Genomic DNA, 23,933 nt, shown 5'->3' on the forward strand with positions numbered 1-23,933 from the left:
GGCACTCGTGCGTTCCGGGCCCTGACGGCGGCTCAGGAAGCCTCTTCGCCGTACGCCGGGCGGTGGTCGTACTCGGTGCGGGCGGCCGCGATCTCGTGCTGATGCTCCTCCGTCCATGTCACCAGGGCCTGGATCGTGGCATGGAGCGTCGCCCCGAGAGGGGTCAGTTCGTAGTCGACGCGCGGCGGAACGACAGGGTGGACGGTCCGCCGGACGAGCCCGTCACGTTCGAGCTGACGCAGGGTCACCGTCAGCATGCGCTGGCTGATGCCCTCGATCCTGTTGCGCAGTTCCGTGAAGCGCAGGGTCCGGCGTTCCAGGAGCGCTATGACCAGCAGCGACCACTTGTCCGCGACGCGGTCGAGGATGTGCCGTACCTCGCAGCCCTCGCGCGTGTGCCACTGGAGGACGCCGTAGTCCCCGTCGGTATCCGCGCAGTGCGTCGGTGACTTCGAAGTGCCTTCTTCCATGGCCCGTCAGCCTGCCCGAGGATTCAGACGGTTACAAGTGGGAACCGGCAGGCTTCCGCGTAACCGCCGACGCGCCGTGTGCGCGGACGGATCTCTTCCACCCTTCCCCTGCGTACGAGGAGACATCTGTGTCCACCCTGCGATCCCCGTCGGGCAGCGGTACCGACCGAATGACCGGGCGCGCCTGGGGCGTGCTGTTCGTGCTGTGCGGCGCGATCTTCCTGGAGGGCATCGACGTGGCCATGCTCAATGTGGCGCTCCCGTCGATCCGCGCGGACCTGGACATGTCCACGGGCACGCTCCAGTGGGTCATGAGCGCGTATGTGCTCGGCTACGGCGGCTTCATGCTGCTCGGCGGCCGGGCCGCCGACCTGTTCGGACGCCGCCGGATGTTCCTGTGCTGGCTGGTCGTCTTCCTGCTCTTCTCCGGACTGGGCGGTTTCGCCACCGAGGGGTGGATGCTTGTCGTCGCCCGGTTCGTGACCGGTGTCGCGGCGGCCTTCATGACCCCGGCCGGTCTGTCGATCATCACCACGAGCTTCGAGGAGGGGCCGAGGCGCAACAAGGCCCTGCTCGTCTACTCCGGCACCGCCGCCGGCGGCTTCTCCGTCGGTCTGGTCGTCGGCGGCCTCCTGGCCGCGGTCGACTGGCGCTGGGTGTTCTTCGCCCCCGTGATCCTTTCCCTGCTCATCCTGGGCGCCGCGCTCGCCCTGATCCCCAGGCCGGCCCGCCCCAGCCGCGACGGGCGGTCCGTCGACGCGGGCGGCGCGATCACCGTGACGGGCGCCATCCTGCTGCTGGTGTTCGCGGTGGAGCGCGCCCCGCACGCGGCGCCGGTCTGGACGGCCGGCACGGTCGCGGCCAGTCTGCTGCTGTTCACCGCGTTCACCGCCATCGAGCGCTCGTCGGCCTCGCCGCTGGTGCGTCCGGGCATCTTCCGCAACGCCGCGCTCGTCCGTTCCAATATCGCCGGACTGCTCTTCGCCGCCGGGTTCTTCGGCTTCCAGTTCATCGTCGTCCTGTATCTCCAGGAGCTACGCGACTGGTCGACGCTCCAGACCAGTTTCGCGATGATCGTGATCGGCGTCGACGCCGTTCTCTCACCCACGCTGACCCCCAGGCTGGTCGAGAGGTTCGGCAACGCCCGGGTCATCTTCGGCGGACTGCTCCTGGCCTCGCTGTCGTACGCCCTCTTCCTGCCGGTCCGGGCGGACTGGACGTATACGGCCATGTTCCCGAGCCTGATCGTCCTGGGACTGGCCTTCTCCCTCGCGTACGGTCCGCTGACCATCGTCGCCACCGAGGGCATCGCGGAGGAGGAGCAGGGTGTCGCCGGCGGTCTGCTCTACACCTCCTTCCAGTTCGGAGCGGCGCTGGGGCTCTCCTTCGTGGCAGCGGTCAATGTCGCGGCGACGGACGGCTCGTCCCCGGCGGCGCGGCTCGACGGGTATCAGGCCGCCCTGGTCGTCCCCCTGGTCGCGGCCGTGATCGCCACGCTGATCAGCGCGTTCGGTCTGCGCACCCGCGCGGGCGCCGCCGAGGCCGCCCCGGAGGCGCCCGCCTCCGTCCCGTAGAGACGATTGGATACTCGGACAAATCGCCATGCGTGTCGCCGCATGTGCCACGGAGACCGGTCGGCACGGAGACCGGTCGGCACGGAGGGCCGGGGCGGCACGGAGGGCGGGCGGACGCGCCCGGCGGGATCAGAGCCAGCCGTTGCGGCGGAAGCTGCGGTGGATCAGGAGACAGGCGACGGCGATGACTCCCAGGGCCAGCGGGTAGCCATAGGTCCAGCGCAGCTCCGGCATATGGTCGAAGTTCATGCCGTACACCGCGCAGACCATCGTCGGTACGGCGATCACCGCCGCCCATGCCGTGATCTTGCGCATGTCCTCGTTCTGGGCGACGGTCACCTGGGCGAGATGGGCCTGGAGGATCGAGTCGAGCAGAGCGTCGAACGAGGCGATCTGCTCGGTGACCCGGGCCAGATGGTCGGCGACGTCACGGAAGTACGGCTGGATGTCCGGGCCGACCGGCGGCAGCGGCTTGGTGGCCAGCGCGTGGAGCGGCCGGTCCAGCGGTGCCACCGCCCTCTTGAGCTCCAGCAGTTCGCGCTTGAGCTGATAGATACGGCCCGCGTCGCTGCGACTGGCGTGCTCGCTGAAGACCTCGGCCTCGGCGTTGTCGATGTCGGTCTGCACGGAATCCGCCACGGCGAGATAGTCGTCGACGACCTGGTCGGCTATGGCGTGCAGTACGGCGGCGGGGCCCTTGGCCAGCTGCTGGGGGGCGGCCTCCAGGGCTTCCCGGAGAGGGCCGAGCGAACCGTGTCCGCCGTGTCTGATCGTGATCACGAAGTCGGTACCGGTGAAGATCATGAGTTCCCCGGTGTCCACCACCTCGCTGGTGGCGGTGAGTTCCTTGTGCTCGACGTAGTGGCAGGTCTTGAAGACGGCGAACAGCGTCTCGTCGTACCGCTCCACCTTGGGGCGCTGATGGGCGAGCACCGCGTCCTCGACCGCCAGCGGATGCAGATCGAACAGCTCGGCGATCCAGGCGAACTCCGTCCCGGAGGGCTCGAACAGTCCGATCCAGACGAAGCCCTTGCCGGACTTGCGTACCTGCCGCAGGGCCTCGTCCGCCGAGCCGGCGTCGGGCTGCCGCGCGCCCTCCTCGTAGATCACGCAGTTGACCACCGTGCTGCCCAGCGGGGAGCGGGCCGGGTGGCTCAGATCCACTTTCCGGCGGTAGGCGCGGCTCACCGCACGGTGGAGATTGCGGATGATCGGCACAGCGGGCTCCTTCGGACAACCGGCCACCAGTGTGCCACCGGCCGCCGCGGAACCGATCCGCCGGACAGGACACAGCCGCCCGGTTCCCGGCACTCGCGGGATACGGGCGGCTCGATACCGCGCGAGTGTCAGGACCGGGCGGTCCGCGTTCGTCCGAAGGGCGCCGGGTCAGGTGAGCCGGTTCACGCGAGCCGGCTCACCTGAGTCACCTCACGCGCGTCAGCTCACATTGAGGGCCGTGTCGTCGATGACGAAGGAGGTCTGGAGCTTGGAGCCCTCGACACCGGTGAACTTGACCGTCACGGTCTGACCGGCATAGCCGCTCAGATCGAAGCTGCGCCGGGTGTAGCCGGAGGCGGCGTTGAGGTTGGAGTAGGTGGCCAGGGTGCTGAGAACCGTGCCGGAGCTGTTCACCACCTGCGCCTTGAGGGTGTCGTAGGCGGTGGTACCGGTCTCCGCGGTGTCGATGTGCAGATAGAAGCTGAAGGTCGCGGCGCAGCCGGACGGGACGGAGACGGACTGGGAGACGGTGTCCGTGCGGGCCGAACCGCGACCGCCGAGCCAGGCCTTGTACGAGCCGGTGCGGGCGGGCTGCGAGCTGCTGTTGGTGATCACACCGCTGGTGGCCGACCACGAGGCGGTGCCGGACTCGAAGCCGGGGTTGGCCAGCAGCTGGGCGGCGGTGCAGGTGCCGCCGCCGTCACCGCCGTCGCTGGTCCCGGAGGCGAGCCACTCGGTGGCGTTGAGCGCGAGCGCGGGGTTGGTGGCGCCGGAGTCCCGCCAGCCGTCGTACAGCGTGTTGCCCGACTGGCCGGTGCCGTCGTCGATGGGGGAGCTGTCGCCCCAGAACGCCACCCGGCCGCTGCCGAAGGTGCTGGTGGCGAAGAACGCGCCGGTGTTGCCGGAGTAGCCGGTCCGGTAGACGAGGCCCTTGACGTTGGGGTTGTCGGCGGGCCTGAGGGTGGCGGTGGTGCCACTGGCGATCAGGCTCTTGGTGACCGTACCGAAGGAACCGTGCAGGACCGGGTTGGTCCTGTCGTTGATCGCGGTGGGGTAGTCGGAGCCGACGGTGAGGGTGTCGACGGAGAAGCCGAAGGGGTTGGTGCTGTCGACGCTGTTGTTGCTCATCAGGTCGTTGATGATCTCGACGGCGTCCTCACCGTCGTTGTTGCGGTCCGCGCCGGTGTGGTCGGCGATCAGGAAGAGACCGCCGCCGTTCTGTACGAACTTCATCACCGCGGTCTTCTCGGCCGAGGTCAGCAGAACGTTCGGCTCCGGCAGGACGAAGCTGTCGAAGTTCTTCAGGTCGGTGGCGCTCGTCGTGCCGTAGGTGATCGAGCCGCTGGACGGCAGCGTCTTGAGGCTGTAGTCGCCGGTCCGCTGGAGCGCCACGCCCCAGGAGGAGAGGGCGCCGGTCCAGGAGGTGTCGGAGGAGGGAGAGGGGTTCTGTCCCAGCGGATCGGGCTGGCTGGTGCTGATGATCCAGTCGGCGTTGCCGGCCGTCTCGGCATGGGCGTTGTCGAACAGCACACGATGGGTGGCCGCCGCGGCGGCGGCCGGCGCCGCCTGGGCGCCCCGGGGGGCCTGGGGCGCCGGGACGGCCTGCGCGGCCTGGGCGGCGGTACCGGTGGCGAGGGCACCGAGAACGACTGTGACACCGATGAGTCTGCGACGACGGGAAATCCCTGATCCGAGCATCCGTCAAACCTCCGTGTACGAGGGGGTGGGCGTGCGGGAAAACTCTGCGCGCGTAGACCATCGGACGAACCGCCGCTGGGTGACGAGCCCTTGAACGGTACATGGCAAAAATATCCCCGGACAATGGGTCCCCGGGGGCACGACGGCCCCTGCCCGCTTCGGGGGACGGCCCGAACGGCCCGGACGGTACGGGCACCGACGGCCCGGACGGTAGGGCGGCCCGGACGGTACGGGCACCGACGGCCCCGACGGTAGGGCGGCCCGAGAACCGTTCGGGCCGCCCCGACGCTAAAAGCGCCTCAGTTCGTCCTCTGCACGGCGCAGACCTTGCCCGCGCCGTTGAAGACCGGCCAGGAGAGCGTCTGCCTGTCGTTCCGCTGGGGGCAACCGCCCCCTCTCAGCACCGCCGTGATCGTCATGATCGCGTTCAGGCCGCTCGGCACCTGCGTCCGGTCACAGCCCCAGACGCTGAACAGCCGCCCTTCACCGTGGAGGGACCCGTCGGCCTGCTTGCTCAGTGTCGCGGGGAAGCACTGCCCCGCGGCGAACACGCGGTCAAGGCACAGCGCGATGGAAGACCCGTCGTCGTTGACATGACCCCAGCCCCGTCGGCCTGCGCCCTGGGGGCAGTTCGAGGCGGACGTCGTCACCATGGTCACCTTCGAGAAGGCGAAGGTCGCACCGCAGTCGACCGCGAAAGGCCAGTCGTGGTTCAGCTTGCCCCAGCCGTCGTCGTACACGTTGAGGCAGGTGCCGACGCCGGCGGACGCGAATGCCACGTCGACCGGGTCCGGCGGGTCGGGGGTCGGAGAGGGGCTGGGACTGGGGGTGGGGCTGGGAGAGGGTTCCGGGTCCTCCGACTCCTTGCCGTCCTCGTCGGCGGGCGGCGGCTCCCGGTACGGCGCGGGGTCCGTGAAGGGCCCGCCGGAGGGGCCCGAACCGATCCCGGTGTCCGTGCGGTTCTGTTCGCCGGTCGACGCCGTCTCCTGCCACGGCTGCCACATGCCGACGAGAATCACGAGGCCCACGAGCGCGGCGAGCGCCGCCGACGAGGCACTGACGAAGTAGGTGGTGTTCATGTCACGGCCGGCCACCCTGATCCGGGACTGACCGTCCCCTCGTACATCGATCCGTGTCCCGCTGTCGCCGTTGCCGTCGGCGTCGCGGTCCGAACCGTCCGGGGTCCTTCCGGAGTTGCTCAAACGATCACCCCTTGGTGATGTTGATGTCCCGCCCGGACATGGTGATGTGGGAGTTCCCCGACGCGTTCGCGGTCAGAGTGACGCCGCCGGCCCGAGGTTCCTCCTCGCGGACGGCGGGCCACGACTCGTCGATCAGCCGCCGGAGTTCGGGCACCATCTCCGGATTGGCGACCAGCAGCCGCCGCAGCCGCGCCTGCCATTCTCCGACGAGTTCCAGCTCGGCCCGCTCGTCCCCGTTCCGCCGGGCCACGAGCACCTCGTCGCGCGTCTCGCCCAGCTCGGCCACCACCGTGTCCGCCCGCTCGGGGTGCGCCCGGCGCCACAGCTCGCCGATCGCCTGCCGCGCTCCCTCCCACCCGGCCGTCGCCATTCCGCTGACCACCGCCGACGCGGCCAGACCCGCCAGTTCCGCCAGTTCCAATTCCATTGGCGCACCCCTGCGTTCGCTCGATTTCCTGGGGCAACGTGTATATCGCCCGAAGGGAAGAGATGTCCCTCGATTTGAGGAGCCCCAGAGCAACGGACGAGCGCTCCGGTCACGGATTGACGCCGTCGAACTGCAGCACCCGGTACGGCTGCCCCAGGGTGCCGTTCCACTGCGACACGAGCAGGGTCAGCGAGGCCGCGCTCGCCCCGCCGGGGTGGAGGTGGCCGCCGTAGAGGTCGGGCACCGTCAAGGCGGTGATCTGCGGGACCGGGATGCTCCACAGGGCGTCGGGGCGGGGAGCGGTACGGGTGCAGATCGCGCCCGTGTCGACGTCGAAGTAACTCCTGCGGTAGGTGTCGCCGATCCGTACCGCGCTGCCACGGCTGCCACGACAGGCGCGGTGGCAGTCGGCAGACCGGCTCCGGCGAGTGTGAGCCCCATACCGGCCTTACGTACCGAGCGTCGGTTCGGCCGAAGGGAAGGAGACATGGCGCAACCTCCCGATGTGTCGGTGTGTTCGGTGTGTTCGTGCGGGTCGGTGTGCTCGGTGGGGCCGGAAGCCCGGTGCCGTCAGGACCGCCCGCCGGAAGCGGCTGCCACGCGGTTCTCGGACGCCAGGGCTTGAGGGCGGGTGCCTGCTGCTGTCGTGCGACGCCGCGCCGGTGGCTCTCGCGGCGGGCGACGTGGTGTTCGTCTCCCACGGGCAGGAGATCGCCCTGGACAGTGGAAGAACTGGGCGCACGCGCGGGGCTGTCACGGGCGGCGTTCGCCCGCCGCTTCACCACCCTCGTCGGCAAACCACCACTCACCTGCCTCGCCTGGTGGCGGATGACCTCGGCCGGCGCCCTGCTACGCCTCGACGACACACCCCTGCACACCATCGCCCGGCTGACCGGCCGCACCTCCGAATCCGCGTTCGACCGCGCCTTCAAACGCGAATACGGAGAAGCCCCCGGCGAGTACCGCCACGAGCACCTCCCCACCCCACGCCGAATCCCCACGCCAGAAGCCGGACCCCCGACCGGTCAGTAGCCGCGAAAAGCACCCCGCGGCTCGCGCGGACACAGAATCGAGCCCAGGCGGACCCCAGACATCCAGAAACGGCCGCAGGTGCTACTCGCCCGCCTCACGGCTCACCCCGCCAAGGCGCATACAACCTCGGAAAACACCAGGTCCGGACAGAGACGAGCCTCTGTCCGGACCTGGTCACTGCTTCCGCATCGCCCCGTGGGGTAATGATCTGTGTCCGAGGGGGGACTTGAACCCCCACGCCCGATAAAGGGCACTAGCACCTCAAGCTAGCGCGTCTGCCATTCCGCCACCCGGACCAGGTGTCTGCCGGGCGGCTCGGGGCCGTTCCGACGTGGAAAACCATAGCAAACAATCGGCGGTGCCCGATCACGGCCCTGGTCCCCCTCGTACCGTGTGACGGGCGTATGTCGGGCGGGGAACCGCCTTGGGGTGCGGGGGCGGTACGCGGGAGGATGTGGGGGACCACCAGCACCGACCGTGGGAGTGAGCAGCGTGAGCGAGTCGAACGCGGGCAGGACCGCCTCCGGCGAGGACGAGGTCGTCGACCTCTGCCGCGATCTGATCCGGATCGACACCAGCAACTACGGCGACCACTCCGGACCGGGAGAGCGGGCCGCCGCCGAATATGTCGCCGAGAAGCTCGCCGAGGTGGGTCTCGAACCCCGGATCTTCGAGTCCCACCGGGGCCGGGCCTCGACCGTCGCCCGGATCGAGGGCGAGGATCCCTCCAGGCCCGCCCTGCTCATCCACGGCCACACCGATGTCGTCCCCGCCAACGCCGACGACTGGACGCACCACCCGTTCTCGGGCGAGATCGCGGACGGCTGCGTCTGGGGCCGTGGCGCGGTCGACATGAAGGACATGGACGCCATGACCCTCGCGGTCGTACGGGACAGGCTGCGCAGCGGCCGCAAGCCCCCGCGCGACATCGTGCTGGCCTTCCTCGCCGACGAGGAGGCGGGCGGTACGTACGGCGCGCGGTATCTCGTCGACAACCACCCCGAACTCTTCGAGGGCGTCACGGAGGCGATCAGCGAGGTCGGCGGCTTCTCCTTCACCGTCAACGAGAATCTGCGTCTTTATCTGATCGAGACGGCGCAGAAGGGCATGCACTGGATGCGTCTGACGGTCGAGGGCACCGCCGGACACGGCTCGATGACCAACAACGACAACGCCATCACCGAGCTGTGCGAGGCCGTCGGCCGGCTCGGCCGCCATCAGTGGCCGGTGAGGATGACCAAGACCGTACGGTCCTTCCTGGACGAGCTGTCCGACGCGCTCGGCGTCCCGCTCGACCCGGAGGACATGGAGGGCACGCTCGCCAAGCTCGGCGGGATCGCCAAGATGATCGGCGCGACCCTGCGCAACTCCGCCGCCCCCACCATGCTCGCCGCCGGATACAAGGTGAACGTGATCCCCGGCCAGGCCACCGCCCATGTCGACGGCCGGTTCCTGCCCGGTTACGAGGAGGAGTTCCTGGCCGACATCGACCGGATCATCGGCCCCCGCGTCAAGCGTGAGGACGCGCACTCCGACAAGGCCCTGGAGACCAGCTTCGACGGAAGCCTGGTGGACGCCATGCAGAGCGCGCTCCTGGCCGAGGACCCGATCGCGCGGGCCGTTCCGTACATGCTCTCGGGCGGCACCGACGCCAAGTCCTTCGACGACCTCGGGATCCGCGGTTTCGGTTTCGCGCCGCTCAAGCTCCCGCCGGAGCTGGACTTCGCCGGGATGTTCCACGGGGTGGACGAGCGAGTGCCGGTGGACGGACTGAAGTTCGGTGTCCGCGTACTCGACCGTTTCATCGATCAGAGCTGACACAACAGCCGACGGAGAGTCGGAGGAGAGCCGACACAGGATTCTCAACAATCGCCAGCGCGTGCGCATTTGACTGAAAAGAGTGAATGCGACGATAAGCTCGTAGCCCCATTGGTTCCTCCTCGTTACAGGTGTTGCGGCCCGCGGTTGGGGCCGCGTTTGCCAACAAGGAGGAAATAATGATCAAGAAGATCGTCGCCGCCGCGGCTGTCACGGGTGGCCTGGTGCTCGCGGGTGCGGGTATGGCTGTCGCCGACTCGGATGCCCAGGGTGCCGCCGTCAACTCTCCCGGTGTGGTCTCGGGCAATGTCATCCAGGCCCCCATCCACGTGCCGGTGAACGTGTGCGGCAACACGATCTCCGTGATCGGGCTGCTGAACCCCGCCTTCGGCAACACCTGCGTCAACAAGTGACGTCGTATCTCTCACCCGTGAGGGTCTGAGCCCGTGCGGCCCCGGAGTGCGCGCCATGCACTCCGGGGCCGCTGGGCATCCTGCCCCGGCACCGATGCCCAGGGCAGTCCCGGAAGGCAGAAGGCAGGGATCCAAGCAATGCGACAGGTCACGCGCAAAGGCCTGATCACCATGGCGGCGGCCGCGGGCGGCGTGCTCGCGCTCGGCGGCGGCCACGCTCACGCGGACTCGGGAGCCGAGGGAACCGCGGCGAAATCTCCGGGCGTGCTGTCCGGGAACAATGTGCAGGTCCCGGTGCATGTACCGGTCAATGTGTGCGGGAACACCGTGGATGTCGTCGGGGTGCTCAACCCCGCGTTCGGCAACGGCTGCGCCAATGGGCGCGGCCCGTCGTCCGGTGGACACGGCGGCTCGCACACCTCACCGCAGGGCGGCGGCCCGCACCACGGCGGCCCGCAGCAGGGTGGATCGCAGCCGGGCGGTTCACATCAGGGCGGATCGCACCACGGCGGTTCGCACCCGGGCGCCACGCACACCGTGCCGGCCGGCGGCTCCCACGCGGGGGGCGGTTCCGTGAACTCTCCCGGCGTCGGCTCCGGCAACACCATCGAGGTGCCGATCGACATCCCCGTGAACGTCTGCGGGAACAGCGTCACCATCGGCGGCCTGCTCAACCCCGCCATGGGCAACGGCTGCGAGAACGAGTCGCCCGTCGCCCCTCCGGCCAAGCCGGAACAGCCCGGGAAGCCCGTCACCCCGGGCAAGCCGGGCAAGCCGACCCAGGTGCGTGCGATCCCGCCGTCGCCGAACACCCCGGAGCCGAAGACGGTCGTACGGCCCGAAGGCACCGAGTCGCTCGCCCAGACCGGTGCGGGTGCGCTCGGAATCGCCGTCCCGGTGGGCGCCGGCCTGCTGATCGCGGGCAGCCTCATCTACCGCCGCGCCCGCTCCGCCGCGTAATCGGACGCGTACGGACGGTGCGTACGGCGGTCGGGTACGGACACGGGCGGGCCTCGCGACAGCGGGGCCCGTTCCGCCGCACTCACCAGGTGGCGCGCGCCTGGCGGATGATGCGCCGGCGCAGCCGCACTCTGCGACTGCCGTCCCGGTGCAGGCTCAGACGGTCCAGTTCCCAGTGTCCGTACTCGGCATGGTCGGTGAGCAGACGGGCCGCATCCCTGCGGGAGACCCCGCGCGGCACGTACACGTCGACAAATTCGTATTCCGGCATCGCATCTATTGTGCGGGCAGAGGCCCGGTACGGATAGCGTCTGCACTATGTCTGATGCTGCGCAGCCCACCGCTGCCGAGGTACGTGCCGCCGCCGAGGCGGTCAAGGTAGCCCTGGACCGCCATCTAGCGGCGGTCGAACACCGCACGGGTGAGGACGATCCGGCTGTCTCCGAGGCGTTCAACGCCCTGGCCGTCGCCGCCGAGGTCTATGACGAGCGGCTCTACAACCGGTACGACGAGGTCACCCCCTTCGAGATCCCGGATCCGGACGACTCGCTTCCGCCATACAGGGGTCCCGAGGAGCCGAACGCCCTCAGTGTGCTGATCCGGCGTGACTACGCGGTGGTCGAGCCGCAGCGGCTGCTCGCACAAGCACAGCGCATCGCCGATGTGGACGGTGACACCGGCACCGGCGGTGTGGTGGGCGGCAGTGTGCATGCCGCGCTGGGGGTGCTCTTCGGTGAGTACGAACCGGACGAGATCGCGTCCCGGCACAAGGAATTCGGGCTCGAAGAGGGCGATTCGACTCTCTGGGTGTCGGCGGCCGACGATCTGCCCGAGCCGGGGGAGTGGCTGAGCGCCCCCTTCGACCAGGCCGACCCGCAGCAGGTGGTCTGCCGTTTCGATGTGAGCGCGGTCTTCGACGAGGACGATCTCGACGTGGATCTGGACGACCTGGAGGAGCAGGACGCCTGACACGCCTGACCGGCGGCGACCGATGGCGACCGGCGGCCGGGGGCCGTCAGGGGCCGCCTGAGGCCGTTGGACGTCATCCGAGGCGTCGGACTCCGCTCGGACGGGCCCGCGCCGCCGCGCGGACACCTGCCGCCCCGCCCACCCGGCGCACGGTTACGGCAATCGCCTCTGGACCGCATCGCCCCTGGACCGCATCGCCCCTCGACCGCACCGGACCGGACAGGTCTTTCCGTCCGGGGCGGCCAGGGGCGGCCCCGGACGGGCGGCCTGGCCCGGCCGGGCCAGGGCTACGGGTGCTGTGCCGCCGGTGTCAGCAGGCCCTCGATCAGCGGGCGGAGCCGGGTGGTGCGCTGCTGGGACGGGATCGTGGCCACCGCGTGCGGCAGGGCCTGGTCCACGCCATGGACCACGGAGAGATGCCGGTCCCCCCGGCCGAAGGCCGTATAGACCCAGGGGCGGCTCAGCCCCTGGGCGGCGTCACCGGGAAGCACCACGACCGCGGCGGGCCAGCGCATCCCCGCCGCCTGATGCGCGGTGAGCGCCCAGCCGTGCCGCACGGCCGACTCGACCCGCTCCCTGGGGACGGTGACCTCCCCGCCCTCGCAGTCGAGCAGCAGCCCTTCCTGGTCCGCCGAGACCACGGCGCCCTGGAGCGTCCTGCCGGGCGAGGGCGCGTACGCGATCCTGTCCCCCGGGTCGAAGCCGCCGAACAGGCCGGGGCCGGGGTTGAGCCGCTGCTTCAGCGCGGCGTTGAGCGCGCGGGTGCCGGCCGCCCCGCCATGGCCCACGGTGATCACCTGCGTCTCCCCGGCGGCCGTCCCGAAAGCGCGCGGCACCGACTCGGCGACCAACTGCACCGTGCGGTGCACCGCCTCGCCCGCGTCCCGCACCGGCACGATCACCACCTCCCGGCCGGGCGCCTCCACCTGGTTCAGCTCGCCGACGCCGATACCGGAGACCAGCTCGCCGACCGGTCCCGGGTCGGGGGTACGGGAGACGATCCGCGGGCACACACGGGCGGCCAGCAGATCGGCGAACACCCGGCCCGCGCCGGCCGACCACAGCACCCCGGGATCCCCGCTGAGCACCAGCCGGGCGCCGTCCGGCAGGGATTCGACCAGCAGCGCGGCCGTCTCCACATCGAGCTGCGGCGCGTCCAGCACCACCAGAAGACCGAGGGCGAACCGGCCGTCCTCGTCCCGTCCCGGGCCCTCCGTACCGGCCAGCAGCCCGGCCACCGTGACCGTCTCCGCGCCCAGCCTGGCGCGGCCGTTCTCACTGTGGACGGCGAGGACGGCGCGCACGCCGAGCGCACGGGCCGCCCCGGCCAGCGCGGCCGGCTCCGCGCGGGCCGCCTCACCGCCGGTGTGCAGGACGAGACCGTGCCCGGAGGCCGCGCGGATCAGCTCGGCGGCCGAGGGCGAGGGGGCCGCCGCCGCGGCCTCCTCCCACGAGGCGTCGGGACCGGTCTTGACCAGCCGCGCGAGTCCGTCGGCGAGGCTCTCCTCCGCGAGGGCGTAGCGGTCGAGCGCCAGCAGGTCGGGGACCGGCGCCGCCTCGGCCGCCCCGGCGGGGTGCGCGTCCCCCTGTGGCCCGGCGTCCCCGGTCTCCCCGGCCGCGCCCTCCGTGCCCGCCATGTCCTCCAGGCCCTCTTCGAGGCCGTCCTGGAAGAGGAGCACGGAGCCCTCGGCGACGGAGTGCTCCACCGCCTCGTCGGGCTCGGGCACCGCGTGCTCGGCCAGTGCGCGGCGCACCGACGACGCTTCCAGCGCCGTATGGCCCTGGAGCGCGGCCCGCTCCAGCAGCCAGCCGACCAGCGCGGCGGCCCGGCGCTCGTCGCCGGGGCCGCATGCCGCCCCGAGCAGGGCCCGCGCGAATCCGTCGGCCTGCTCCGGCCGCACCCCGGGCACGGCGAGGAGCTGCCAGGGGTCCTCCCGCAGCGCGTCCGCGGCCCGCTCCCCGAGCACGGCGGCGGCCTGCCCCGCGAGCGCCTCCGGCGCACCACCCTCCGCGAGGACGGCCCGGACGCCGGACACGGTCCCGGGCGGGGCGCCCGGCGGCGCGGACCGGGGCGCCGGAGCCGGTACGGGGGCGGGTGCGGCGGGCGCGGGCGTGCGTACGGGCGCGGGCGTGCGCAGCAGGGCCGGGTCCACCCGGGCGCCGCTCTCCACGGCCCGTACGGCGGCGAGCAGATCGGCGGCCTGCCCGCTCAGCTTCGTACCGGCGGCGATGGGTCCGGCCTTCTCCGCCTTCCGCCGCTCGATCCGCTCCCGCAACTCCCGCTGCGCGGCCAACTCGGCGGCGGCCTCGGACACTTCGGCGCTCGCCTCGGCGCCGGCCGCCCCTTCGGTGCCGGCTCCCTCGGCGTCCGTACCCGCACCGGCCGCGGTTCCGGCCGTCGCGCCGGCGTCCGCCGGTGCCTCGCTTTCCGCCGGACCGGGCCCGGCGGCGCCGTTCGCGGACGGACCCGGGTCCTCGTCCGGACCTGTCCGGGCCGCGGGGTGCTCGCCTGTGTCGGCCGTGTCGGCCACGGGACCGGCCTCCTCCCTGGCAGCGATGTCGCGGTCCGTACTCACAGCGTGCTCCAGTCCTGGTCGGGATAGCGGTGCACGGGCGCCGACACATCGTCGAGCGCCTGGCAGATCTCGTCAGGAAGACTAAGGCTCTCCACTGACAGCGCCGCCGTGAGCTGCTGCGCGTTCCGTGCGCCGATGATCGGGGCCACCACCCCGGGGCGGTCCCTGACCCAGGCCAGCGCCACCTCCAGCGGTGTCGTGGCGAGCCCGTCCGCGGCCGTCGCGACCGCGTCCACGATCCGGCTCGCCGCCTCGTCCAGATACGGCTCGACGAACGGCGCCATCTGCTCCGAGGCGCCGCGCGAGTCCGGCGGGGTGGTGTGCCGGTACTTGCCGGTGAGCACCCCGCGCCCCAGCGGCGACGAGGGCAGCAGTCCGACGCCCAGATCCAGCGCGGCCGGCAGCACCTCGCGCTCCACTCCGCGCTGCAACAGTGAGTACTCCATCTGGGTGCTGGCCAGCCGTGTCCGTATCCCCGGCGCGGCGAGCTGCCAGGTGGCGGCCTTGGCGAGCTGCCAGCCGCAGTAGTTCGACACTCCCGCGTACCGGGCACGGCCGCTGCTCACGGCGATGTCCAGGGCGTGGAGGGTCTCCTCCAGCGGTGTCTCGTCGTCAAAGGCGTGTATCTGCCACAGATCCACATAGTCCGTGCCGAGCCGCTCCAGTGACGCGTCGAGCGCGGCGAGCAGATGTCCGCGCGATCCGTCGAAGCGCCGGTACGGATCGGGCACACTGCCGGCCTTCGTCGCGACGATCAGATCGCGGCGCGGCACCAGCCGCTCGATCAACTGCCCGAGCAGATATTCCGACTCCCCTCCGCCATACACATCCGCCGTGTCGACCAGTGTCCCGCCCGCCTCCCAGAAGGCCTTCAACTGATCGGCGGCGTCGTGCTCGTCGGTGTCCCGCCCCCAGGTCAGGGTGCCGAGCCCGATCCGGGACACGCGCAGGCCGGTACGGCCGAGATGCCTCTGCTCCATGGCTGCTGAGATTACTGGCCAGGACCCCACGCGGAGAGAGCCTGTGGACAACCCGCCGCTGACGGAAGCCCGTACGGCGCGCTAGAGTCCCCGGCACAGGGACGTTACTCATCAGTAGTCATCGGTAGTTAGGGAGTGGCCATGCGGCTTGGCATCAACCTCGGGTACTGGGGCGCCGGGATGGACAGCGACAATCTCGCGGTCGCGCAGGAGGCCGACCGGCTCGGTTATGACGTCTGCTGGGCCGCCGAGGCGTACGGTTCCGACGCCCCGACCGTACTGAGCTGGGTCGCCGCGCAGACGGAGAGCATCGACGTCGGCTCCGCGATCCTCCAGATCCCGGCCCGCCAGCCCGCCATGACCGCCATGACCGCCGCCACCCTCGACTCCCTCTCCGGCGGCCGGTTCCGGCTCGGCCTCGGGGTCTCGGGTCCCCAGGTCTCCGAGGGCTGGTACGGCGTGAAGTTCGACAAGCCGCTCGCCCGGACCCGGGAGTACGTCGAGATCGTCCGCAAGGCCATGACCCGTGAGCGGCTGTCGTACGAGGGTGAGCACTGGACGCTGCCGCTGCCCGGCGGCCCCGGCAAGCCGCTCAAGCTCACCGTGCATCCGCAGCGTGAGCACATCCCCCTCTACATCGCCGCGATCGGCCCCAAGAACCTGGAGCAGACCGGCGAGATCGCCGATGGCGCGCTGCTGATCTTCCCTTCCGCCGAGCATCTCGAGGACACCGCGATCAGGTATCTCCGGGCGGGCCGTGAGAAGGCCGGACTGACCATGGACGGCTTCGACGTCTGCCCCACCGTGCCCCTCGCGATCGGTGCCGACATCCACGCGCTGGCCGACAACTTCCGTCCGTACACCGCGCTGTACGTGGGCGGCATGGGCAGCCGCGAGCAGAACTTCTACAACCAGCTCGCCTGCCGGATGGGTTACGAGAAGGCCGCCGCGGAGATCCAGGACAAGTACCTGTCCGGTGACAAGGACGGCGCGGCGGCGGCCGTTCCGCACGAGCTGATCGATTCGACCACCCTGCTCGGTCCGGTGGAGCGGATCGCCGACCGGATGCGGGCCTACGCCGCCGCGGGTGTCACCACGCTGACCCTCGCTCCGGCCGGTTTCACGCTCGACGAGCGCGTCGCCGCCCTGCGCGCCGGTACGGACGCCCTGGAGCGCGCGGGCCTGGTGTCCTAGCCCCGGGCCCGGTTCCGTTGGCCCGGACGGGCGATGGCGGCGGTCGGGGGGCCCGAGGAGGAAAGTCCGCGGCCGTGGTGGGGGCTCGGGGGTCTTCCCCGCCACGGCCGTCAGGTACGACAACGCCTTCCGGCCCCGCTCGGTTACGCGCCGGACCCGCCTTCGCGCTCCTTCTTTCGGCTCAGCCGAACGGCGCACCTGTTGCCTGTTGTCCCGCACCCCATTTGACTCGTTTTCTGCGGATGTCTGTATGGAGGTGACAGTGATGCTCTCGGCCCGAAGCCTGTTCCAGGAAATCCTGGACGACGACCGTACCTTCCGGCTCTTCTGTTCCATCGCGGCCAGCGGAGAGGCCCAGGGAGGGTGGGAGAACGGCCGGATCGCCGCCCTGGTGCCCGAGTCCATGCGGGATCTCGCACCGAAGATCGCCCGGCACGGAACCGACGAGGACAAGCACGGGCGCATTTTTCACGCCCTCCTGAGGAAGCGCGGTCTCGAACCGGTCGAGATCCCGCGCGAGACCGACTACACCATGCTGCTGGAGCGCCGGGGCATCGGGCTCACCCACGCGAAGCTGCGCCGCGACGACCGGCTCACCGAGGCGGACATCGTGATCTATCTCTCGCACAGCCGGATCACCGAACAGCGGGCCGCGGACCAGATGGTGATGCTGGTGAGGTACTTCGGCGACCATCCCGAGGTGGGCAAGGCCGTCAAGATGATCAGCGATGACGAGGACAACCATCTCGCCTACTGCCATGAGGAACTGCTCGGACTGGCCCGGCAGGGGCACGCCCGTACCATCCACCGCATCCTGCGGGAGTGCGCGATGGCCGAGATCCAGGTCTACCGGCAGGTGAGTCTCGCCGTGATGGAGCGGATGGGCCGGCTGCTCGACTGGCCCGCGCCCAAGGCCGCGGTGCTCGCCATGGCGATCAACGCCGTGTACGCGTACGAACGGATCCTCGGCTGGCGCCGGATGGTGCGCCTCAGGATGCCGGAGCGCCGCGACGCCCTCGGCGGCCCCGCGACCACGGCCCCCGCCTTCTAGGGCCTCTCGTCCGGATCCCGCCGGGCTCGCGTGCCCCGGCACCGCACCGCACCGAGCCTCGCCGCGTTGTCGTCGGTCGCACGCACCGCGGTGACATCAGCCGCTCCGTGACCGGCGCGGCCCCGCCCTCCGGGCGGATGGGCGGGCGCTCCTTTCGGAACCCGCCCTAGAGCCAGCCCCGCCGCTTGAACTGGCGGTACAGCGCCGTGACCACGACCGCCATGAACCCGATCACGGCGGGATAGCCCCACGCGTAGTGCAGCTCCGGCATATCCATGAAGTTCATGCCGTAGATCCCCGCGACCAGGGTCGGCACCGCGGCCATGGCCGCCCATGCCGAGATCTTCCGCATGTCGTCGTTCTGGCGCACCCCCATCTGCGCGAGATGCGCCGACAGGATGTCCGAGAGCAGCCGGTCCAGGCCCTCCACCTGCTCGTTGGCGCGCAGGAGATGGTCGTTGACATCCCGGAAGAACGGGCGCGAGTGGTCATGGACGAAGGGCACACCCGCGCTCGCCAGCCGGGCCATCGGCGCCGCCAGCGGTCCGCTGGCCCGCCGGAACTCCAGCACCTGCCGCTTGAAGTTGTAGATCCGCGCCGCGGTCGACGACGCGGACGCCGGGGCCCGTGACGAGCCCGACGACCCCGGTGCGCCGTCGCCGCCGCTCGGTGAGAAGACGTCCGCCTCCAGCTCCTCCAGATCGACCTGGAGCTCCACGGCGATTTCGATGTAGTGGTCCACGACCGCGTCGCTGACGGCGTAAAGCACCGCCGTGGGGCCGTGCTTGAGCACCTCCGGCTCCGCTTCGAGCCGCTGCCGTACGGCGCTGAGCGCCGCGCCCCCGCCGTGGCGGACCGTCACCACGAAGGAGTCGCCCATGAAGACCATCAGCTCGCCGGTGGAGACGGTGTCGCCCTCCGGCTCGTACTCCACGGGCTTGAGGACCATGAACAGCGAGTCGTCGTAGACCTCCAGCTTCGGCCGCTGATGCGCGTGGAGCGCGTCCTCGATGGCCAGCGGATGCAGCCCGAACTCGTCGCGTACGAGATCGAACTCGTGCCGTGTCGGTTCGTGCAGCCCGAGCCAGAGGAAGGAGTCGCCCTGGGAGCGCGCCTCGTCGAGGGCGTCGGAGAAGTCGGCGGGGCCGTCGGTGCGGCGTCCGTCGCGGTAAATGGCACAGTCCACGATCACGGCGGGCATTCTTCCCGCTCCGGCGCCCGGCCGCACCCCACCGGTCCCGGACGCGGACTGCCGGTCCCGGACGCGGCTGCCCGTTCCGGCCGGTTCACCCCGGCGGACCCCGGCCGGTCCCGGGCGGCATACCCTGGCGGGCATGGCCACGTTGATCCTCGTACGTCATGGACGGTCCACCGCCAACACCGCGGGGGTGCTCGCCGGCTGGACGCCGGGGGTCGCCCTCGACGAGCGCGGCGCCGCGCAGGCCGCCGCGCTGCCGGAACGGCTGGCCGGTGTGCCGATCGCCACCGTCGTCACCAGCCCCCTCCAGCGCTGCCGCGAGACCCTTCAGCCGCTGCTCGACGCCCGGCCGGGGCTGGAGGCGCGGACCGACGACCGGATCGGCGAGTGCCAGTACGGCGACTGGTCGGGCCGCAAGCTCGCCGAACTGGTCGACGAGCCGCTGATGACGGTCGTACAGCAGCACCCCTCCGCTGCCGCGTTCCCCGGCGGCGAGTCGATGCGCGCCATGCAGGCGCGTGCCGTGGAGGCCGTACGGGACTGGAACGCCCGGGTCGAGGAGGAGCACGGCGAGGACGCCGTCTTCCTGATGTGCTCCCACGGCGACATCATCAAGGCGCTGGTGGCGGACGCCCTGGGCATGCATCTGGACCTCTTCCAGCGGATCCATGTGGACCCGTGCTCGGTGACGGCGATCCGCTACACGCGCCTGCGCCCGTTCCTGATCCGGCTCGGCGACACCGGCGACCTCGCCGGACTGGCGCCGCGTGAGAGTGGCGGCGAAGGCTCCGGGGAGAGCGCGGGGGAGAGCACCGCGGGCGGCGGCGGGGTCGTAGGAGGCGGCGCGGGAGCACCGTGATCGCTCCGCGCAGTAGGGTGGACGCGCCGTCCGCGCGATCCAGGGGGCCGTCCGCGGTCCCCTGTCCCGCTCTCCGCTGCCGGTTGTGCTGTCCGTCCGTATACGTCACGCCATATCCGTCACCGCTCGTCGGTGGCGGTCGATTTCCAAGGGAGACAGGACGTGTCCCGTCAGGTGTTCCTCTACGATCCGCCGGACCGCTTCGTGGCCGGCACGGTCGGGCTGCCTGGACGCCGTACGTTCTTCCTCCAGGCTTCCGCCGCGGGGCGCGTCACCAGCGTCGCCCTGGAGAAGACCCAGGTGGCCGCGCTCGCCGAGCGGATCGACGAGCTGCTCGACGAGGTCGTACGCCGTACCGGGGGCAATGCCCCGGTCCCGGTCATGGCGCCCTCCGAGATCTCCGACTCCGCCCCGCTGGACGCCCCCGTCGAGGAGGAGTTCCGGGTCGGCACGATGGCGCTGGCCTGGGACGGTGACGAGCAGCGCATGATCGTCGAGGCGCAGGCGCTCGTCGAGCTGGACGCCGATACCGAGGAGGACCTCGCGGAGGCCGAGGAGCGGTTGCTCCAGGACGAGGAGAACGGTCCGCCGATGCTCCGCGTCCGGCTCTCCGGCGCCCAGGCCAGGGCCTTCGCCAAACGCGCCCTGGACGTCGTCAACGCGGGCCGGCCACCGTGTCCGCTGTGCAGCCTGCCGCTCGACCCGGAAGGACATGTATGCCCGCGCCAGAACGGATACCGCCGCGGAGCGTGACCGTGGTCGATCTGCTCACCAAGGGCGAACTGACCGTGCGCGGACGCATCCGCGAGGCGTCCAACGCGGTTCTCTACTGCTCCGTCGCGTACGAGGGCATCGAAGCCCACTGCGTGTACAAGCCCGTCGCGGGGGAGCGGCCCCTGTGGGACTTCCCCGACGGGACGCTCGCCCAGCGCGAGGTGGCGGCGTACGCGGTCTCCGAGGAGACCGGCTGGGAGCTGGTGCCGCCGACCGTGCTGCGGGACGGCCCGTACGGACAGGGCATGTGCCAGCTCTGGATCGAGCCGGAGGCCGAGGGGGCCGGAGAGCCGCTGCTGGCCCTGGTGGAGGAAGAGGAGCCGGGCGACGGCTGGAAGGCCGTCGGTCTCGCCGAGGTGGGCGAGGGGCGTACGGCGCTGCTGGTGCACGCCGACGACGAGCGGCTGCGCCGTCTCGCCGTGCTCGACGCGGTCATCAACAACGGCGACCGCAAGGGCGGTCATCTGCTGCCCGCGCCGGAGGGGCGGCTGTACGCCATCGACCACGGCGTCACCTTCAACGTCGACGACAAGCTGCGCACCCTGCTGTGGGGCTGGGCCGGTGAGCCGCTGACCCCGGAGGTGCTGGAGGTGCTCGCGCGGCTGGAGGACGCCCTGGCGGAGTCCGCGCCCCTCGCCACCCGGCTGGCGGAACTCATCACCGCGGCCGAGACCGACGCCGTACGGGCCCGGGTCCGCGAGCTGCGCCGTACGGGCCTTCATCCGAGCCCCTCGGGCCAGTGGCCCGCGATCCCCTGGCCCCCCGTGTAGACACCGGCCGCTGTCCACCGGGCGGGCGGGCGCGCGGACGTGCGGGCACCGGCAGGTCTCCACCGGCAGGTGTCCGGGGCCTGATGGATACCGGCCATACGGAACAAGCACTTTTCGGCCCGATACGCAAGAGCGCCCAACCGGCCAGGACCGCCCATCCGGTTCGTATGCGGAACATCCATCCGGTTACGCTCATGGCATGTATGCCTGGCCCGCTTCCGAAGTCCCCGCCCTGCCTGGCAGTGGCCGCGACCTCAGGATTCACGACACCTCGACCGATGGCCGAGTCACCCTTGAGCCCGGTCCCGTCGCCCGTATCTACGTCTGCGGTATCACCCCGTACGACGCGACCCACATGGGTCACGCGGCGACCTACAACGCGTTCGACCTCGTTCAGCGCGTGTGGCTCGACACGAAGCGGCAGGTCCAGTACGTCCAGAACGTGACGGATGTCGACGATCCGCTGCTGGAGCGGGCACGGCGCGACGGGGAGGACTGGGTCGGCCTCGCGGAGCGCGAGACGGCCCTCTTCCGGGAGGACATGACCGCGCTGCGGATGCTGCCGCCCCAGCACTACATCGGCGCCGTCGAGGCCATACCGGGCATCGTGCCGCTGGTGGAGCGGCTGCGTGACGCGGGGGCCGCCTACGAGCTCGAAGGCGACGTGTACTTCTCCGTGGCGGCCGACCCCCACTTCGGCGAGGTCTCCCGGCTCGACTCCCAGGCGATGCGGCTGCTTTCGGCCGAGCGCGGCGGCGACCCCGACCGGCCGGGCAAGAAGAACCCCCTCGACCCGATCCTCTGGCTGGCCGCCCGTCCCGGCGAGCCGAGCTGGGACGGGGGCACCCTGGGCCGCGGCAGGCCCGGCTGGCACATCGAGTGTGTGGCCATCGCCCTCGACCATCTCGGTATGGGCTTCGACGTCCAGGGCGGTGGCAGCGATCTCGCCTTCCCGCACCATGAGATGGGCGCCTCGCACGCCCAGGTGCTGACCGGCGAGCATCCGTTCGCGCGTGCCTATGTGCACGCGGGGATGGTGGGCCTCAACGGCGAGAAGATGTCCAAGTCCAAGGGCAACCTCGTCTTCGTGTCCACGCTCCGTCATGAGGGGGTGGACCCGGCGGCGATCCGTCTCGCGCTGCTCGCGCACCACTACCGCTCCGACTGGGAGTGGACCGACGCGGTGCTCCAGGAGGCCGTGGAGCGTCTCGGGCGCTGGCGGGCGGCGGTGTCCCGGCCGGACGGCCCGCCGTCCGACGCGGTCGTCGACGAGATCCGTGAGGCCCTGGCGGACGATCTGGACGCCCCCGCGGCGCTCCTGGCCGTCGACCGCTGGGCGGCGCTCCAGGAGTCAGCCGGCGGTACGGACGAGGGGGCGCCCGGCGTGGTGTCCCGCGCGGTCGACGCGCTGCTCGGGGTCGCGCTGTAGGACGCGGAGTCCCGGCGGCAGCCGCGTCGTCCGGTCCTGACAGGAACGGCGTACCGCACCAGGACGACGTACGGCACAGGAGCGGGGCGGCGCCCGATGGCGCCACCCCGCTCCTCGTCCCTGCCTCAGTCCCTGTCTCTCCGCCTTCTCCGTCGCTCTCCGCCGGGCGGCGGTTCACTCCTCGGGGGAGTCGTCCTCGTCGTCCGGTCCCCGCTCAGGACGGGCGGGACCCTGCTCGGACTCCTTGCCCGGCTCACCGCCGCCGCGCGTCGGCCGCTGCGGCCGGCCGCGCCCGCCCGAGGCATCACGCAGATATGAGGACCCCTCACCGCTCTCCGTGGCATGGCCTCCCGGCGTCTGTCCCGGGCCGCCGTCGCGCCGCCGCAGATACCGTTCGAACTCCCGGGCGATGGCCTCGCCGGACGCCTCGGGAAGCTCCGCGGTGTCCCGCGCCTCCTCCAGCGACTGGACGTACTCCGCCACCTCGCTGTCCTCGGCGGCCAGTTGGTCCACCCCGAGCTGCCAGGCCCGTGCGTCCTCGGCCAGTTCACCCAGCGGGATCCGCAGACCGATCAGGTCCTCCAGCCGGTTCAGCAGTGCCAGCGTCGCCTTCGGGTTGGGCGGCTGCGAGACATAGTGCGGCACGGCGGCCCACAGACTCACCGCGGGGACGCCCGCGTGCGTGCAGGCCTCCTGGAGGATGCCGACGATGCCGGTCGGTCCCTCGTAGCGGGTCTCCTCCAGATCCATCGTCCTGGCCAGATCCGGGTCGGAGGTGACGCCGCTGACCGGCACCGGCCGGGTGTGCGGGGTGTCGCCGAGCAGCGCGCCGAGGATGACGACCATCTCCACGCCCAGCTCATGGGCGAAACCCAGCAGCTCGTTGCAGAACGAGCGCCAGCGCATGGACGGCTCGATACCGCGGACCAGCACCAGATCACGGGGTTTCTCGCCGCCGACCCGCACCACGGAGAGCCGGGTGGTCGGCCAGGTGATCTTCCGTACGCCGCCGTCCAGGTAGACCGTGGGGCGATTGACCTGGAAGTCGTAGTAGTCCTCGGCGTCGAGCGCCGCGAACACCTCGCCCTTCCACTCCCGGTCGAGATGCGCGACCGCTGTGGAGGCTGCGTCGCCCGCGTCGTTCCAGCCTTCGAACGCGGCCACCATGACCGGGTCGATCAGCTCGGGAACCCCCTCGAGCTCGATCACCCAGTGCCTCCTTCCGAAGTTCCCTTTCGTACGGACCAACCTTACGGCTTCCCGGGTACCCGCCCGCAGCCCCGCGCACGCCCGGGTGAACTTCGGCGTACCGGGGCATAGG

At 71.0% G+C, this 23,933-nt stretch carries 22 protein-coding genes, 1 tRNA gene and 1 pseudogene; 12 read left to right on the top strand and 12 right to left on the bottom strand.

Going from position 1 to position 23,933, the window contains the following annotated elements; genetic code table 11:
* Positions 1 to 32: 32 nt before the first annotated feature.
* Positions 33 to 470, bottom strand: coding sequence for a winged helix-turn-helix transcriptional regulator (locus ACWGDX_RS15520; protein WP_453625827.1), 438 nt, complete (start codon positions 468 to 470; stop codon positions 33 to 35).
* A gap of 170 nt (positions 471 to 640) precedes the next feature.
* On the opposite strand from ACWGDX_RS15520, the gene ACWGDX_RS15525 reads away from it, so the two are divergent.
* A complete protein-coding gene (locus ACWGDX_RS15525; protein WP_453625870.1) occupies positions 641 to 2,044 on the top strand; it encodes an MFS transporter in 1,404 nt (467 codons plus the stop codon).
* 129 nt (positions 2,045 to 2,173) lie between these two features.
* Here the strand turns inward: ACWGDX_RS15525 and ACWGDX_RS15530 are convergent, their stop codons facing one another.
* From ACWGDX_RS15530 to ACWGDX_RS15550, 5 genes are all read right to left on the bottom strand, one after another.
* Positions 2,174 to 3,256 carry a magnesium and cobalt transport protein CorA gene (locus tag ACWGDX_RS15530; protein WP_453625872.1) on the bottom strand — a complete coding sequence of 361 codons (1,083 nt, stop codon included), beginning with the start codon at positions 3,254 to 3,256 and terminating at the stop codon, positions 2,174 to 2,176.
* A 225-nt stretch (positions 3,257 to 3,481) separates the two neighbouring features.
* Positions 3,482 to 4,960, bottom strand: coding sequence for a hydrolase (locus ACWGDX_RS15535; protein WP_453625829.1), 1,479 nt, complete (start codon positions 4,958 to 4,960; stop codon positions 3,482 to 3,484).
* A 299-nt stretch (positions 4,961 to 5,259) separates the two neighbouring features.
* The gene (locus ACWGDX_RS15540; RefSeq protein ID WP_453625831.1) at positions 5,260 to 6,162 is read right to left on the bottom strand and encodes a hypothetical protein; all 903 of its coding nucleotides are present in this window, start codon (positions 6,160 to 6,162) and stop codon (positions 5,260 to 5,262) included.
* Between the two features lie 4 nt (positions 6,163 to 6,166).
* Positions 6,167 to 6,589: a hypothetical protein gene (locus tag ACWGDX_RS15545; RefSeq protein WP_453625833.1), complete on the bottom strand. Its 423-nt coding sequence runs from the start codon at positions 6,587 to 6,589 to the stop codon at positions 6,167 to 6,169.
* Between the two features lie 109 nt (positions 6,590 to 6,698).
* Positions 6,699 to 6,953, bottom strand: coding sequence for a DUF4185 domain-containing protein (locus ACWGDX_RS15550; RefSeq protein WP_453625874.1), 255 nt, complete (start codon positions 6,951 to 6,953; stop codon positions 6,699 to 6,701).
* A 350-nt stretch (positions 6,954 to 7,303) separates the two neighbouring features.
* Between ACWGDX_RS15550 and ACWGDX_RS15555 the strand changes: the two are divergent.
* A pseudogene (locus tag ACWGDX_RS15555) lies at positions 7,304 to 7,621 on the top strand (helix-turn-helix transcriptional regulator); the annotation flags it as partial.
* A gap of 211 nt (positions 7,622 to 7,832) precedes the next feature.
* On the opposite strand, the gene ACWGDX_RS15560 reads toward ACWGDX_RS15555, so the two are convergent.
* Positions 7,833 to 7,917: transfer RNA gene (locus tag ACWGDX_RS15560), tRNA-Leu, on the bottom strand.
* Between the two features lie 196 nt (positions 7,918 to 8,113).
* Here ACWGDX_RS15560 and ACWGDX_RS15565 point away from each other — a divergent pair.
* From ACWGDX_RS15565 to ACWGDX_RS15575, 3 genes are all read left to right on the top strand, one after another.
* The gene (locus tag ACWGDX_RS15565; protein WP_453625835.1) at positions 8,114 to 9,439 is read left to right on the top strand and encodes a M20/M25/M40 family metallo-hydrolase; all 1,326 of its coding nucleotides are present in this window, start codon (positions 8,114 to 8,116) and stop codon (positions 9,437 to 9,439) included.
* A gap of 179 nt (positions 9,440 to 9,618) precedes the next feature.
* Entirely contained in the window at positions 9,619 to 9,852 is a 234-nt protein-coding gene (gene chpH, locus ACWGDX_RS15570; protein ID WP_453625837.1) for a chaplin ChpH, read from the top strand.
* A 138-nt stretch (positions 9,853 to 9,990) separates the two neighbouring features.
* Entirely contained in the window at positions 9,991 to 10,812 is an 822-nt protein-coding gene (locus tag ACWGDX_RS15575; RefSeq protein ID WP_453625839.1) for a chaplin family protein, read from the top strand.
* Positions 10,813 to 10,894: 82 nt separating this feature from the next.
* Here ACWGDX_RS15575 and ACWGDX_RS15580 read toward each other — a convergent pair whose 3' ends face one another.
* Positions 10,895 to 11,083 (bottom strand): DUF5703 family protein, encoded by a 189-nt coding sequence (locus ACWGDX_RS15580; protein WP_453625841.1) that lies wholly within the window; start codon positions 11,081 to 11,083, stop codon positions 10,895 to 10,897.
* Between the two features lie 47 nt (positions 11,084 to 11,130).
* Here ACWGDX_RS15580 and ACWGDX_RS15585 point away from each other — a divergent pair, with 47 nt between their 5' ends.
* A complete protein-coding gene (locus tag ACWGDX_RS15585; protein ID WP_453625843.1) occupies positions 11,131 to 11,781 on the top strand; it encodes a hypothetical protein in 651 nt (216 codons plus the stop codon).
* A gap of 287 nt (positions 11,782 to 12,068) precedes the next feature.
* On the opposite strand, the gene ACWGDX_RS15590 is transcribed toward ACWGDX_RS15585, so the two are convergent.
* Both ACWGDX_RS15590 and ACWGDX_RS15595 read right to left on the bottom strand, forming a co-directional pair.
* The gene (locus ACWGDX_RS15590) at positions 12,069 to 14,357 is read right to left on the bottom strand and encodes a helix-hairpin-helix domain-containing protein (RefSeq protein WP_453625845.1); all 2,289 of its coding nucleotides are present in this window, start codon (positions 14,355 to 14,357) and stop codon (positions 12,069 to 12,071) included.
* A complete protein-coding gene (locus ACWGDX_RS15595; protein WP_066955781.1) occupies positions 14,354 to 15,337 on the bottom strand; it encodes an aldo/keto reductase in 984 nt (327 codons plus the stop codon). Before ACWGDX_RS15595 ends, ACWGDX_RS15590 begins: the two co-directional genes overlap by 4 nt.
* A gap of 141 nt (positions 15,338 to 15,478) precedes the next feature.
* Between ACWGDX_RS15595 and ACWGDX_RS15600 the strand changes: the two genes are divergently transcribed.
* Both ACWGDX_RS15600 and ACWGDX_RS15605 read left to right on the top strand, forming a co-directional pair.
* Positions 15,479 to 16,531 carry an LLM class F420-dependent oxidoreductase gene (locus ACWGDX_RS15600; RefSeq protein ID WP_453625847.1) on the top strand — a complete coding sequence of 351 codons (1,053 nt, stop codon included), beginning with the start codon at positions 15,479 to 15,481 and terminating at the stop codon, positions 16,529 to 16,531.
* Positions 16,532 to 16,796: 265 nt separating this feature from the next.
* Positions 16,797 to 17,582 (top strand): ferritin-like domain-containing protein, encoded by a 786-nt coding sequence (locus tag ACWGDX_RS15605; RefSeq protein WP_453625849.1) that lies wholly within the window; start codon positions 16,797 to 16,799, stop codon positions 17,580 to 17,582.
* 166 nt (positions 17,583 to 17,748) lie between these two features.
* Here ACWGDX_RS15605 and ACWGDX_RS15610 read toward each other — a convergent pair whose 3' ends face one another.
* Positions 17,749 to 18,783: a magnesium and cobalt transport protein CorA gene (locus ACWGDX_RS15610; RefSeq protein ID WP_453625851.1), complete on the bottom strand. Its 1,035-nt coding sequence runs from the start codon at positions 18,781 to 18,783 to the stop codon at positions 17,749 to 17,751.
* Between the two features lie 133 nt (positions 18,784 to 18,916).
* On the opposite strand from ACWGDX_RS15610, the gene ACWGDX_RS15615 reads away from it, so the two are divergent.
* The 4 genes from ACWGDX_RS15615 (at position 18,917) to mshC (ending at position 22,612) form a co-directional block, all read left to right on the top strand.
* Positions 18,917 to 19,639, top strand: coding sequence for a histidine phosphatase family protein (locus ACWGDX_RS15615; protein WP_453625853.1), 723 nt, complete (start codon positions 18,917 to 18,919; stop codon positions 19,637 to 19,639).
* Between the two features lie 162 nt (positions 19,640 to 19,801).
* Complete coding sequence (locus ACWGDX_RS15620; RefSeq protein ID WP_365900438.1) at positions 19,802 to 20,392, top strand: DUF3090 domain-containing protein; 591 nt, start codon at positions 19,802 to 19,804, stop codon at positions 20,390 to 20,392.
* Complete coding sequence (locus ACWGDX_RS15625) at positions 20,356 to 21,183, top strand: SCO1664 family protein (RefSeq protein WP_453625855.1); 828 nt, start codon at positions 20,356 to 20,358, stop codon at positions 21,181 to 21,183. The genes ACWGDX_RS15620 and ACWGDX_RS15625 overlap by 37 nt, the downstream gene beginning before the upstream one ends.
* 199 nt (positions 21,184 to 21,382) lie before the next feature.
* Positions 21,383 to 22,612 carry a cysteine--1-D-myo-inosityl 2-amino-2-deoxy-alpha-D-glucopyranoside ligase gene (gene mshC / locus ACWGDX_RS15630; RefSeq protein ID WP_382849164.1) on the top strand — a complete coding sequence of 410 codons (1,230 nt, stop codon included), beginning with the start codon at positions 21,383 to 21,385 and terminating at the stop codon, positions 22,610 to 22,612.
* A 174-nt stretch (positions 22,613 to 22,786) separates the two neighbouring features.
* Here the strand turns inward: mshC and ACWGDX_RS15635 are convergent, their stop codons facing one another.
* Complete coding sequence (locus tag ACWGDX_RS15635) at positions 22,787 to 23,821, bottom strand: PAC2 family protein (RefSeq protein ID WP_382849167.1); 1,035 nt, start codon at positions 23,819 to 23,821, stop codon at positions 22,787 to 22,789.
* Positions 23,822 to 23,933: the final 112 nt, after the last annotated feature.

The sequence above is a fragment of the Streptomyces sp. NPDC055025 genome, assembly GCF_053608565.1.